General features: G+C 69.6%; 11 protein-coding genes and 1 rRNA gene (1 of these 12 cut by a window edge). 2 read left to right on the top strand and 10 right to left on the bottom strand.

Going from position 1 to position 12,507, the window contains the following annotated elements:
- The 4 genes from DXZ73_RS30460 to thyX all read right to left on the bottom strand — a co-directional run.
- Positions 1 to 218: ribosomal RNA gene (locus DXZ73_RS30460) — 16S ribosomal RNA — on the bottom strand (it extends 1,306 nt beyond the left edge of the window).
- Between the two features lie 562 nt (positions 219 to 780).
- Complete coding sequence (locus DXZ73_RS30450) at positions 781 to 2,466, bottom strand: ribonuclease J (protein ID WP_116214203.1); 1,686 nt, start codon at positions 2,464 to 2,466, stop codon at positions 781 to 783.
- 129 nt (positions 2,467 to 2,595) lie between these two features.
- Complete coding sequence (gene dapA, locus DXZ73_RS30445) at positions 2,596 to 3,495, bottom strand: 4-hydroxy-tetrahydrodipicolinate synthase (protein WP_116214202.1); 900 nt, start codon at positions 3,493 to 3,495, stop codon at positions 2,596 to 2,598.
- A 217-nt stretch (positions 3,496 to 3,712) separates the two neighbouring features.
- Positions 3,713 to 4,453, bottom strand: coding sequence for an FAD-dependent thymidylate synthase (thyX, locus tag DXZ73_RS30440; protein WP_116214201.1), 741 nt, complete (start codon positions 4,451 to 4,453; stop codon positions 3,713 to 3,715).
- Positions 4,454 to 4,661: 208 nt separating this feature from the next.
- Between thyX and DXZ73_RS30435 the strand changes: the two genes are divergently transcribed.
- The gene (locus DXZ73_RS30435; RefSeq protein WP_116214200.1) at positions 4,662 to 4,904 is read left to right on the top strand and encodes a hypothetical protein; all 243 of its coding nucleotides are present in this window, start codon (positions 4,662 to 4,664) and stop codon (positions 4,902 to 4,904) included.
- Positions 4,905 to 4,984: 80 nt separating this feature from the next.
- Complete coding sequence (locus DXZ73_RS30430) at positions 4,985 to 5,287, top strand: hypothetical protein (RefSeq protein WP_205519259.1); 303 nt, start codon at positions 4,985 to 4,987, stop codon at positions 5,285 to 5,287.
- Positions 5,288 to 5,296: 9 nt separating this feature from the next.
- Here the strand turns inward: DXZ73_RS30430 and DXZ73_RS30425 are convergent, their stop codons facing one another.
- The 6 genes from DXZ73_RS30425 to eccD form a co-directional block, all read right to left on the bottom strand.
- Positions 5,297 to 5,755 carry a hypothetical protein gene (locus DXZ73_RS30425; RefSeq protein WP_116214199.1) on the bottom strand — a complete coding sequence of 153 codons (459 nt, stop codon included), beginning with the start codon at positions 5,753 to 5,755 and terminating at the stop codon, positions 5,297 to 5,299.
- A gap of 5 nt (positions 5,756 to 5,760) precedes the next feature.
- A complete protein-coding gene (dapB, locus tag DXZ73_RS30420) occupies positions 5,761 to 6,513 on the bottom strand; it encodes a 4-hydroxy-tetrahydrodipicolinate reductase (RefSeq protein WP_116214198.1) in 753 nt (250 codons plus the stop codon).
- A gap of 36 nt (positions 6,514 to 6,549) precedes the next feature.
- Positions 6,550 to 7,929 (bottom strand): M16 family metallopeptidase, encoded by a 1,380-nt coding sequence (locus DXZ73_RS30415; protein ID WP_116214197.1) that lies wholly within the window; start codon positions 7,927 to 7,929, stop codon positions 6,550 to 6,552.
- The gene (locus DXZ73_RS30410) at positions 7,926 to 10,142 is read right to left on the bottom strand and encodes a polyribonucleotide nucleotidyltransferase (protein WP_116214196.1); all 2,217 of its coding nucleotides are present in this window, start codon (positions 10,140 to 10,142) and stop codon (positions 7,926 to 7,928) included. The genes DXZ73_RS30415 and DXZ73_RS30410 overlap by 4 nt, the downstream gene beginning before the upstream one ends.
- A gap of 254 nt (positions 10,143 to 10,396) precedes the next feature.
- Positions 10,397 to 10,684: a 30S ribosomal protein S15 gene (gene rpsO / locus DXZ73_RS30405; protein ID WP_116214195.1), complete on the bottom strand. Its 288-nt coding sequence runs from the start codon at positions 10,682 to 10,684 to the stop codon at positions 10,397 to 10,399.
- Positions 10,685 to 10,888: 204 nt separating this feature from the next.
- Positions 10,889 to 12,340 carry a type VII secretion integral membrane protein EccD gene (gene eccD, locus DXZ73_RS30400; protein ID WP_116214194.1) on the bottom strand — a complete coding sequence of 484 codons (1,452 nt, stop codon included), beginning with the start codon at positions 12,338 to 12,340 and terminating at the stop codon, positions 10,889 to 10,891.
- Positions 12,341 to 12,507: the final 167 nt, after the last annotated feature.

Below are 12,507 nucleotides of genomic sequence, written 5' to 3'. Positions count from 1 at the left end.
CTGCACCGCCGGAGCTTTCAACCCACCGAGATGCCTCGGCAGGTATTATCCGGTATTAGACCCCGTTTCCAGGGCTTGTCCCAGAGTGCAGGGCAGATTGCCCACGTGTTACTCACCCGTTCGCCACTAATCCACCCCGAAAGGCTTCATCGTTCGACTTGCATGTGTTAAGCACGCCGCCAGCGTTCGTCCTGAGCCAGGATCAAACTCTCCGTGAATGTTTACCCGTAATCGGGTGCGACACTCGCGTTGAGCGGCACAGCCAGGCGGAATAAGCCCGGCCGTGCACAGCGTCCTCGCTGTGTGTGCCTTCCCTAAGGAAGGACTTTTTCAAAGGAACCGCGTCCCGGTCCAAAGAACCGGAGACGGGGTATTTTATAGTCTGGCGTTGACTTTTGGCACGCTGTTGAGTTCTCAAGGAACGGACGCTTCCTTTGTACTCACCCTCTCGGGCTTTCCTCCGGGCGCTTCCCTTCGGTATTTCGTGTTTCCAACCTTACCAGATCCGTTTTCCGTGTCCCCCCGCTTCCAGAAGAAGCAGTCGGTCCGAATTCCGTTTCCGGCCCCCTGTTGGAGCGGGGTTTGCCTTCCAGCTATTCGCTTTCCGGCTTCACCGACTTTATCAGATCGCTCCGGGTCGGTTTTCCCTCCGCCGCGGAACGATCCTTCACGCACAAGGCGTTCGGGGGTTCCCGCTGCGGTGGAGCCGTAAACGTACTGGACGGCCGCGCCCGGATGCAAATCGGCACCGGGGCGGCCGTCCATACGGCTGATCCTGCGTCAGACCTCGACGACCACGGGGAGGATCATCGGGCGCCGGCGGTAGGTGTCGGACACCCACTTGCCCATGGTCCGGCGAACGAGCTGCTGGATCTGGTGGGGCTCCAGGACGCCGTTGGAGGCGGACTTGGCGAGCGCCTCCTCGACCTTCGGGACCACTGCGGAGAACGTGGAGTCCTCGATGCCCGAACCGCGCGCGTGGATCTGCGGACCTCCCACGAGCTTGCCCGTCGCGCTGTCGACAACGAGGAAGACCGAGATGATGCCCTCGTCGCCGAGGATGCGGCGGTCCTTGAGCGAGGTCTCCGTGACATCGCCGACCGACAGGCCGTCGACGTACACATACCCGGCCTGGACCTTGCCGACGATCTTCGCCGAGCCGTTCACCAGGTCCACCACGACGCCGTCCTCGGCGATCACGATGTGGTTCTTGGGCACGCCCGTCAGGGCGCCGAGCTCCGCGTTCGCCCTCAGGTGGCGCCACTCGCCGTGGACCGGCATGAGGTTGCGGGGCTTGCAGATGTTGTAGAAGTACAGCAGCTCGCCCGCGGAGGCGTGGCCCGAGACATGGACCTTGGCGTTGCCCTTGTGGACGACGTTGGCGCCCCATCGGGTCAGGCCGTTGATCACGCGGTAGACCGCGTTCTCGTTGCCCGGGATCAGGGACGACGCCAGGATGACCGTGTCGCCCTGGACGATCCGGATCTGGTGGTCGCGGTTGGCCATCCGGGACAGCGCGGCCATCGGCTCGCCCTGGGAACCCGTGCAGACCAGCACGACCTCGTCGTCCGGCAGGTCGTCCAGCGTCTTGACGTCCACGACCAGACCGGCGGGGACCCGCAGATAGCCCAGGTCACGGGCGATGCCCATGTTGCGGACCATCGAGCGGCCCACGAAGGCCACCCGGCGCCCGTACTCGTGCGCGGCGTCCAGGATCTGCTGGATGCGGTGCACGTGGCTGGCGAAGCTGGCCACGATGATGCGCTTCTGGGCGCCCGCGAAGACCGTGCGCAGCACGTTCGAGATGTCGCGCTCGGGCGGGACGAAGCCGGGGACCTCGGCGTTCGTGGAGTCCACGAGCAGCAGGTCGATGCCCTCCTCGCCGAGCCGCGCGAAGGCGGGCAGGTCGGTGAGGCGGCGGTCCAGCGGAAGCTGGTCCATCTTGAAGTCGCCGGTGTGCACGGCCATGCCGGCGGGGGTGCGGATGGCGACCGCGAGGGCGTCCGGGATGGAGTGGTTGACCGCGATGAACTCGCAGTCGAACGGGCCGATGCTCTCCCGGTGCCCCTCCTGGACCTCCAGGGTGTAGGGGCGGATGCGGTGCTCCTGGAGCTTCGCCTCGATCAGGGCGAGGGTCAGCTTGGAGCCGATCAGCGGGATGTCCGGCTTCTCGCGAAGCAGGTACGGGACACCGCCGATGTGGTCCTCGTGGCCGTGCGTGAGCACGATGCCGTCGATGTCGTCGAGACGGTCACGGATCGAGCTGAAGTCCGGCAGGATCAGGTCGACGCCGGGCTGCTCCTCCTCGGGGAAGAGCACGCCGCAGTCGACGATCAGCAGGCGGCCGTCGTACTCGAAGACGGTCATGTTGCGGCCGATCTCGCCGAGACCGCCGAGGGGCGTGACGCGCAGGCCGCCCTCGGGGAGCTTCGGCGGGGGACCGAGTTCAGGATGCGGGTGACTCAAAAGACTCTCCTCACCACACGCGCCACATGCCCTCCTGGGGCACATGGCGCGCGTGACATTCGTGCACTTGCAGTTGTTTTCGATGTTCAGTTGTGAAGTCTGGGGGCGGGCGCCGGGGCGCCTCGGCCGTTAGAGCTCGACGCCTCCGGCGGCGAGGTCGCGCTTGAGCTGTTCCGTCTCCTCCGGGGAGAGCTCCACCAGCGGCAGCCGCAGCGGGCCCGCGGGCAGGCCCTTCAGCGCGAGGGCCGCCTTGGTGGTGATGACGCCCTGGGTGCGGAACATGCCGGTGAAGACCGGGAGCAGCTGCTGGTGGATCGCGGTCGCCTTGGCGACGTCGCCGTCGAGGTGCGCGCCCAGCATGGAGCGCAGCTCGGGCGCCACGAGGTGGCCGACGACGGAGACGAAACCGACGGCGCCCACGGACAGCAGCGGCAGGTTGAGCATGTCGTCGCCGGAGTACCAGGCGAGGCGCGAGCGGGCGATGGCCCAGCTGGCGCGGCCCAGGTCGCCCTTGGCGTCCTTGTTGGCCACGATCCGGGGGTGCTCGGCCAGCCGGACGATGGTCTCGGTGTTGATCGGGACACCGCTGCGGCCGGGGATGTCGTAGAGCATCACCGGCAGGCCGGTGGCGTCGGCGATCGCGGTGAAGTGCCGGAAGATGCCCTCTTGCGGGGGCTTGTTGTAGTACGGGGTGACGGCGAGCAGACCGTGGGCGCCCGCCTTCTCGGCGGCGCGGGCGAGCTCGACGCTGTGCTGGGTGTCGTTGGTGCCGGCTCCGGCGACGACATGGGCGCGGTCGCCGACCGCTTCGACCACGGCGCGTACGAGCTGCGCTTTCTCCGCATCGCTGGTGGTCGGGGACTCGCCGGTGGTGCCGTTGACGACAAGGCCGTCATTGCCGGCGTCCACCAGGTGCGCGGCGAGTCGCTGGGCACCTTCGAGGTCAAGGGCGCCGTCTGCGGTGAAGGGCGTGACCATGGCGGTCAGGACCCGCCCGAAGGGCGTCTGCGGTGTGGAGGTCGGAGCCATGGGGGCCACGCTACTCGTTGCTCACCGTGAGGTGCTCCCTCGGGGAGTGCGAAAGGGATCCCGGCACTGCCTGCTCGGGGGTTCAAGCAGTGCCGGGTCCGTTTGTTCAGCCTAGATGAAGGTAACGAAAAGCCGCAATACGGACACCTTTGCTACCGGTGCGTACGCTGCCCCGTGCGTCAGCCCATCCGGTGCCCCGCGGCCACACGTACCGGCGCTACGGGGCGACGCGGCCGTTCTTGTTGAACGCCGCGTAGGTGAGCGGCATGAGCTTGGCCCACTCCGCCTCCATCTTCTCGCCGACCATCTCGATCTCCCGCTGCGGGAAGGAGGGGACGGCCGCCTGCTCGTGCTGGGTGCGCAGCCCGAGGAAGTGCATCAGCGAGCGGGCGTTGCACGTGGCGTACATGGAGGAGAAGAGGCCGACCGGCAGGACCGAGCGGGCGACCTCGCGGGCGACGCCCGCGGCGAGCATCTCCTGGTACGCCTCGTACGCCTGGCGGTAGGAGTCCTCCATGACGCGGGTGGTCAGGTCGTGCTGCGCCTGGGTGCCCTCGACGAAGACGTACTTGCCGGGACGGCCCTCCTGGACCAGCTTGCGGTCCTCGCCCGGGACGTAGAAGACGGGCTGGAGCTCGCGGTAGCGGCCGGACTCCTCGTTGTACGACCAGCCGACGCGGTGGCGCATGAACTCGCGGAAGACGAGGATCGGGGCGCTGATGAAGAAGGTCATCGAGTTGTGCTCGAAGGGGCTGCCGTGGCGGTCGCGCATCAGGTAGTTGATGAGCCCCTTGGACCGCTCGGGGTCCTTGGTGATCTCTTCCAGGGACTGCTCACCGGCGGTGGAGACACGGGCCGCCCACAGGACGTCGGAGTCGGCGGCGCTGTGCTTGACCAGCTCGACGGTCACATCGCCACGGAATGTGGGTTTGGCGTTCTCGGTGGGGCTGTCGGTCACCGGCGGGGTCCTTCCAATCGCATTGCTGGGGCGGCGCCCAGCCTACGGGCCACCACTGACACTCGGCCTCCGACAGAGCGGGGCCACCGGGAATGCCGTGGCCCCGGTTGAGATTTTTCACAGAAGTCGCCGAAAACGGGCACCATCGGCGCGATTCGAACGTCCTTATGTGTGACAGCACACCTCGAGGTTCCTAGGAGAGCGCTTCATGTTCCGCCGGCGAGAGCCCGTGCCGTTCGCCTTTGTCGCCGAGGCAGAGCGTTACCGCAGCAACGTCACGCCGCCGCCCCGAGACCGCGCGAGCCGCTCGCAGATAGCCGGCCGTGTACTCGTGGGGCTGACGGTCACGGCGGGGCTTGTGGGGGCGCTGCTGTTCGGAATGCCCTCGCTCCAGACCGGTGCGCAGAGCACGCACCACACGCAGCAGTCCGAAGCGAAGGACAGCCGCTGACGGAGCGCCGATCAGCGACACGACCAAGGTCCGGCCACCCTGACGTGGCCGGACCTCTTGCGTATCGGTAGCCTCGCCCAATGCCCCTGCCCTTTTTGACAGTCGACCGTGGTCGTACCGCAGCCGAGCCCCTGCCCCACGAGGACGAGCACCGGGTGCCGTCGCACCGGCCCGGGCCCCGGCAGGTCGGCGGAGCCGCACTGCTGCTGCTCCTCGCCGCCTACCTGCTCTTCTCCGCACTGATCGTCGTGCTGGCCGGCTCCCTGATGGTCGCCGGGGTCTGCGTGGCGGTGGCCGCTCTGGTGATCACGGTGGCGGTGCGGCTGGTCCGGGCGGGGATCCGGCTCAGCCCGCTGGAGCAGGAGGCGGACTTCCCCGCCTGAGCGCCTGCCTCACGCGTCCGTGCGTACCGGTCTGCCGTCGTGCAGGGCGATCGCCCGCTGCATGGCCTTGCGGGCGCGTGGGGTGTCGCGGGCGTCGTGGTAGGCCACCGCGAGGCGGAACCACGTGCGCCAGTCGCCGGGGGCGTCCTCCGTCTCCGCCTGGCGGCGGGCGAAGACCTCGTCCGCCGAGTCGCGGTCGATGCGGCCACTCGGCGTGCGGACGAGCTCGTCGACGGGGAGGCCGCCCTCGGCCTCCAGTTCCCGCGCCAGCCGGTTGGCGTCCCGCGCGAACTTGGTGGTCTGGTAGAGGAACCAGGCGCCGATGAACGGCAGCACCAGCACCGCGGCGCCGAAGGTGACCGTGATGGCCGTGCCCTGCTGGATGAGCATGACGCCGCGGCTGCCGACCAGGACGAAGTAGACAACCAGGACGGCGGCCAGGGCGAAATAGACGATCTTCGCGCGCACGGTGCTCAGCCCAGGTCCAGGAAGTGTTCCAGGCCGAACGTCAGCCCCGGAGTGCTCACCACGCGCCGCGCGCCCAGCAGGATGCCCGGCATGAAGCAGCTGTGGTGCAGCGAGTCGTGCCGGATGGTCAGCGTCTCGCCGGTGTCGCCGAACAGCACCTCCTGGTGGGCCAGCAGGCCGCGCAGCCGTACGGCGTGCACCGGCACCCCGTCGACGTCCGCGCCGCGCGCGCCCTCCAGGGCCGTCGTCGTGGCGTCGGGCTGCGGGGGGCAGCCCGCTTCCCGGCGGGCCTCGGCGATCAGCTGGGCGGTGCGGGTGGCGGTGCCGGACGGGGCGTCCGCCTTGTTCGGGTGGTGCAGCTCGACGACCTCGACGGACTCGAAGAAGCGGGCCGCCTGCCGGGCGAAGGTCATGGTGAGCACGGCGCCGATGGAGAAGTTGGGCGCGATGAGCACTCCGGTGCCCGGCTTGGCGTCGAGCCAGCCGGTCAGCCGCGCGAGGCGGTCCTCGGTCCAGCCGGTCGTGCCGACGACGCCGTGGATGCCGTTGGCGACGCAGAACTCGAGGTTGTCCATCACCGAGTCGGGGTGCGTCAGCTCGACCGCGACCTGGGCTCCCGCCTCGGTCAGGGTTTCCAGCTTGTCGCCCCGGCCCAGCGCGGCCACCAGTTCCATGTCCTCGGCGGCCTCGACGGCCCGTACGGCCTCGGAGCCGATACGGCCGTGGGCGCCGATGACCGCCACGCGCAGCTTGCTCATCCTTGGTGCTTCCTTCTCTCGGGCTGGGAGACTGCTTCAGGCCACGACTTCGTCGAGCTTGGCCGCCTGCTTGTCCTTCAGCGGGCCGATGACGGACAGCGAAGGACGCTGTCCCAGTACATCGCGGGCCACCGAGCGGACCTCGTCCGGGGTGACGGCCGAGATGCGGGTCAGCATGTCGTCGACGGACATCTGGTCGCCCCAGCACAGCTCGCTCTTGCCGATGCGGTTCATCAGCGCGCCGGTGTCCTCCAGGCCCAGGACCGTGGAGCCGGAGAGCTGTCCGACGGCGCGGGTGATCTCCTCGTCCGTCAGCCCGTCCGACGCGACCTTGTCGAGCTCGTCGCGGCAGATCTTGAGGACGTCGTGGACCTGGCTCGGGCGGCAGCCTGCGTAGACGCCGAAGAGGCCGCAGTCGGCGTAGCCCGAGGTGTAGGAGTAGACGGAGTAGGCGAGTCCGCGCTTCTCCCGGACCTCCTGGAAGAGCCGCGAGCTCATGCCGCCGCCGAGGGCGGTGTTGAGCACGCCGAGCGCCCAGCGGCGCTCGTCGGTGCGGGCCAGGCCGGGCATGCCGAGGACGACGTGCGCCTGCTCGGTCTTGCGGCCGAGCAGCTCGACGCGGCCGGCGGTGCGGATCGTGCGGGCGCCCGCGCGCGGGGCGACCGGGGTCGCGTCCGCGCGGCCGAGCGCGCCGGCCTTCTCGAAGGCGGCCCGCACCTGGCGGACGACCTTGGCGTGGTCGACGTTGCCCGCGGCGGCCACGACCAGGTGGGTCGGGTCGTAGTGCTTCTTGTAGAAGCGCGCGATCTGGTCGCGGCCGAGGGCGTTGATGGTGTCGACGGTACCGAGGACCGGGCGGCCGAGGGGGGTGTCGCCCAGCATGGTGTGCGCGAACAGGTCGTGCACGCAGTCGCCGGGGTCGTCCTCGGTCATGGCGATCTCTTCGAGGATCACACCGCGCTCGGCGTCGACGTCGGCGGCGTCGATGAGCGAGCCCGTGAGCATGTCACAGACGACGTCGATGGCGAGCGGCAGGTCGGTGTCGAGGACACGGGCGTAGTAGCAGGTGTACTCCTTCGCCGTGAACGCGTTCATCTCACCGCCGACCGCGTCGATGGCGGAGGAGATGTCCAGGGCACTGCGCTTGGAGGTGCCCTTGAAGAGCAGGTGCTCCAGATAGTGCGTGGCGCCGTTCAGCGTCGGGGTCTCGTCGCGGGAGCCGACGTTGGCCCAGATACCGAAGGTCGCGGAGCGGACGGACGGCAGGGTCTCGGTGACGATGCGCAGCCCACCCGGGAGGGTGGTGCGGCGGACCGTGCCGATGCCGTGCTCGCCCTTGAGAAGCGTTTGGGTACGGGCGACGGCCCGCCCCTCCGAAGAGGTGCGGGCCGTCTTCCGTGTACTACGGGACGTCACTTGGCGGACTCGTCCTTAGCGTCGTCGCCGTCCTCGCCCTCGATGACCGGGATCAGCGAGAGCTTGCCGCGCTGGTCGATCTCGGCGATCTCGACCTGGACCTTGGCACCGACGCCGAGCACGTCCTCGACGTTCTCCACGCGCTTGCCACCGGCGAGCTTGCGGATCTGCGAGATGTGCAGCAGGCCGTCCTTGCCCGGCATGAGGGAGACGAAGGCACCGAAGGTGGTGGTCTTGACGACCGTACCCAGGTAGCGCTCGCCGACCTCCGGCATGGTCGGGTTGGCGATGCCGTTGATCGTGGCGCGGGCGGCCTCGGCGGCCGGGCCGTCGGCGGCACCGATGTAGATGGTGCCGTCGTCCTCGATCGTGATCTCGGCGCCGGTGTCCTCCTGGATCTGGTTGATCATCTTGCCCTTGGGGCCGATGACCTCACCGATCTTGTCCACGGGGATCTTGACGGTGATGATCCGCGGGGCGTTCGGGGACATCTCGTCCGGCGTGTCGATGGCTTCCATCATCACGTCGAGGATGTGCAGACGGGCGTCGCGGGCCTGCTTGAGGGCCGCGGCCAGCACGGAGGCCGGAATGCCGTCCAGCTTGGTGTCGAGCTGGAGCGCGGTGACGAACTCCTTCGTACCGGCGACCTTGAAGTCCATGTCGCCGAACGCGTCCTCCGCACCGAGGATGTCGGTGAGGGCGACGTAGTGCGTCTTGCCGTCGATCTCCTGGGAGATCAGGCCCATGGCGATACCGGCGACGGGGGCCTTCAGCGGCACACCGGCGTTCAGCAGCGACATGGTGGAGGCGCAGACCGAGCCCATGGACGTCGAACCGTTGGAGCCGAGGGCCTCGGACACCTGACGGATCGCGTAGGGGAACTCCTCGCGCGTCGGGAGGACCGGCACGATCGCGCGCTCGGCGAGCGCGCCGTGGCCGATCTCGCGGCGCTTCGGCGAACCGACGCGGCCGGTCTCGCCGACGGAGTACGGCGGGAAGTTGTAGTTGTGCATGTAGCGCTTGCGCGTCACCGGCGAAAGGGTGTCGAGCTGCTGCTCCATGCGGAGCATGTTCAGCGTGGTGACACCCAGGATCTGGGTCTCGCCGCGCTCGAACAGCGCCGAGCCGTGCACGCGCGGGATGGCCTCGACCTCGGCGGCGAGGGTACGGATGTCCGTCACCCCACGGCCGTCGATGCGCTTCTTCTCCTTGATGACGCGCTCACGGACCAGGGACTTGGTCAGCGAGCGGTACGCGGCGGAGATCTCCTTCTCGCGGCCCTCGAACTCGGGCAGCAGCTTCTCCGCGGCGAGCTCCTTGACCCGGTCGATCTCGGTCTCGCGCTCCTGCTTGCCGGCGATGGTGAGCGCCTGGGCGAGCTCGTCGCGGACGGCCTTGGTCAGGGCGGCCAGGACGTCGTCCTGGTACTCCAGGAAGACCGGGAACTCGCCCTCGGGCTTGGCGGCCTTGGCGGCGAGCTCGGACTGGGCGCGGCACAGCACCTTGATGAAGGGCTTCGCGGCCTCGAGACCGGCGGCGACGACCTCCTCGGTGGGGGCGTCGGCGCCGTCCTTGACGAGCTGGATGGTCTTCTCGGTGGCCTCGGCCTCGACCATCATGATCGCGACGTCGCCGTCCTCCAGGACGCGACCGGCCACGACCATGTCGAAGACGGCGTCCTCGAGCTCGGTGTGGGTCGGGAACGCCACCCACTGGCCCTTGATCAGAGCGACGCGGGTGGCGCCGATCGGACCGGAGAAGGGCAGGCCCGCGAGCTGCGTGGAGCAGGAGGCGGCGTTGATGGCGACCACGTCGTAGAGGTGGTCGGGGTTGAGCGCCATGACCGTCTCGACGATCTGGATCTCGTTGCGCAGGCCCTTCTTGAAGGAGGGGCGCAGCGGCCGGTCGATCAGGCGGCAGGTGAGGACCGCGTCCTCGGAGGGCCGGCCCTCACGGCGGAAGAAGGAGCCGGGGATCTTGCCGGCCGCGTACATCCGCTCCTCGACGTCCACCGTCAGGGGGAAGAAGTCGAGCTGGTCCTTGGGCTTCTTGGAAGCGGTGGTGGCCGACAGCACCATGGTGTCGTCGTCCAGGTACGCCACGGCGGAGCCGGCGGCCTGCTTGGCCAGGCGGCCCGTCTCGAAGCGGATGGTGCGGGTGCCGAAGGTGCCGTTGTCGATCACGGCTTCGGCGTAGTGGGTCTCGTTCTCCACCAGGGATATCTCCTCGTCTGCGTCCTCGCCCGTGTGGCGGGGACGTTGGTGGAGGTGCGCGTCGGCTGGCCGGTCTTCGATCGAAGCACCCGGATTTCCCTGATCCGGGGGCCACTACCGAGGACCGGCGGCGAGCGGAGCGCTCCTCCTCATACGGTTTTGCGTCGTGGGACCAGACTACAAAGCTTCGGCGTCCCACGAGATACGCAAAGGGAGCGGCCCCCAGAGGTGGGAACCGCTCCCTTCACGACGTCTTACTTGGCGCCCGCGGCACCGCGGCGGATGCCGAGGCGCTCGACCAGGGCGCGGAAGCGCGTGATGTCCTTCTTGGCCAGGTACTGGAGCAGGCGGCGGCGCTGGCCGACCAGCAGCAGCAGGCCACGACGCGAGTGGTGGTCGTGCTTGTGCTGCTTCAGGTGCTCCGTCAGGTCGGCGATGCGACGGGTGAGCATCGCAACCTGGACCTCGGGGGAGCCGGTGTCGCCCTCCTTGGTGGCGAACTCGGACATGATCTGCTTCTTCGTAGCGGCGTCGAGCGACACGCGTACTCCTTGAATTCTCTGTTTCAGCCACCGAGTGCCCCTGGTCTAGGTCTCAGGGGAGCTTCCGTTACTCGGGAGGCGGGGTCCGCTGGGCGCTGTCCCCAGAAGCCCTGCAGGGCGGTCCGGAGGCGCGTACACAAACGGCCACTGCACACAGTACCAGCCCGGCTCCCGGGCCCCGCCCCGGCCCCTTTCCCGGGCCGGTCAGCCTGCCGACAGGCCGCGGGCCGTCCCGTACATGTCCAGCACCGCGAGGGCGAGCGGGACGAGGGCGAGGAGGAGTGCGCTTTCGGAGAGATCCGAGACACGCCCCCAAAAGGGTGACAGGCCCTTGCGGGGGACGATCAGGGCGACGGCGGTGAGCAGTCCGCCGCCGAGAGTGACCGCCGCGGCGAGCCAGACCGTGCGGACATCGGTCGAGCCGCCGGCGGGCGGGTTCAGGGACAGGCCGAGGACCAGCAGGGCCAGGGCGGCGAGCCCGGCGCCCAGGACAGTGGTGACCTGCGCGGTGTAACGGAAGAGGCGGGCGCGCAGCAGCATCGTGAGCCCGGCGGCCAGGGCGAGGAGGCGGGCCCAGGGGCCGCCGTCGGCCGAGAAGGCGAGGACGGCGGCGGAGACGGTGACGACGGCCGCGCAGCCGCCGACGAGACCGAGCAGCAGCTCGTGGCCGCGGCGGACGCGGTCGGCGACGCGCTCGGCGTCTATGGGGTCGGTGGTGGTGCGGGCGGCCGCGTCGGGGTCGCCGCCGGTGGCGGCGTGGGGGGCGGCGTGGGGGGCGGCGTAGCCGATGGGGAGCCGGGCGACGCGGGCGGAGAGGCCCGGCAGGAAGGCGATGGCGCCGATCGCGACGACGGCGCAGACGGCGGCCGCGTCCGCGGGGCCCGCCCCGCCGATGATCACACCGAAGGCGGCGAGGGTGCCGGTGACCGCCGCGGTGACGGCCGCGACGAAGGGGGCGTCGCCGGTGGGCACGGTGGCGACCAGGGCCGCGGAGGCGACGAGGACGGCCGCGCAGCCGAGCAGGAACTGCAGGCGGCCCGCGCCCTGGCCCTCGTCGGGGGCGAGGATCCCGGAGCCCGCGATCATCAGGTGCGGCAGGGCGGCGAGCCCGAGGGCGACGGCGGAGGCACGGTCGCCGTAGACCCGTGCCCGTACGCCCGCGAGCGAGGCCAGCAGGATTCCGGCGGCGGCCGCGACGGCGCCGGGCGTGCCGTGCATGTCGTGCCGCACGGGGTCGGCGAACCAGAGGGCGAAGGCCATCAGGGCGAGCAGCAGCGCCCCGCCGAACAGCCCGGCCGCGCGCAGGAGTTGGTCGTTCCACAGGGTGCGGTCGCGGGTGACCGCGGAGGCCACGGCGTCCGTCACGTCGTCGTGCACGGCGGGCGGCAGGGACTCGGCGAAGGGGCGCAGCGAGAGCAGTTCGCCGTCGAGGACGCGGTGGGCGCCCAGCGAGCGGGCGCCGTCGAGGACGGTGCCGTCGCGGCGTACGAGGTGGTAGCCGGTCGGGGCGCCGACGGGCTGGGTCTGGCCGGTCAGGCGCAGGATCTCGGGGTACACGTCGGCGACGGCGATGTCGTCCGGCAGTGCGACGTCGATCCGGCTGTCCGGGGCGACGACGGTCACCCGGCAGAAACCGGTCCCAGCGGACGTACTCACCTGTCGGGCCCCCTGCTCCACTCTGAGCCTTCGCTCATGCATACGCGCGGCGGCCACCCTATCGGGAGCGGGTCGGGGGTACGTCGATAGGATCACCGTTCCGCGGAGGGGAGGCCGGCGCCGGAGGGGTGCCGCGCGGAAGGTCCTCACCGCGTGGAGGGGTTGAG

The sequence above is a fragment of the Streptoverticillium olivoreticuli subsp. olivoreticuli genome (assembly GCF_003391135.1).
GTDB lineage: Bacteria > Actinomycetota > Actinomycetes > Streptomycetales > Streptomycetaceae > Streptomyces > Streptomyces blastmyceticus.
Note: the sequence above shows the minus strand (reverse complement) of the source record. Positions and strands in the feature narration are given on the sequence as shown.

Bases quoted from the DNA above. Each gene is read 5' to 3' on its own strand.
- dapA (WP_116214202.1), bottom strand. From the start codon at position 3,495: ATGGCTCCGACCTCCACACCGCAGACGCCCTTCGGGCGGGTCCTGACC.
- DXZ73_RS30435 (WP_116214200.1), top strand. From the start codon at position 4,662: ATGTTCCGCCGGCGAGAGCCCGTGCCGTTCGCCTTTGTCGCCGAGGCA.
- DXZ73_RS30430 (WP_205519259.1), top strand. From the start codon at position 4,985: ATGCCCCTGCCCTTTTTGACAGTCGACCGTGGTCGTACCGCAGCCGAG.
- dapB (WP_116214198.1), bottom strand. From the start codon at position 6,513: ATGAGCAAGCTGCGCGTGGCGGTCATCGGCGCCCACGGCCGTATCGGC.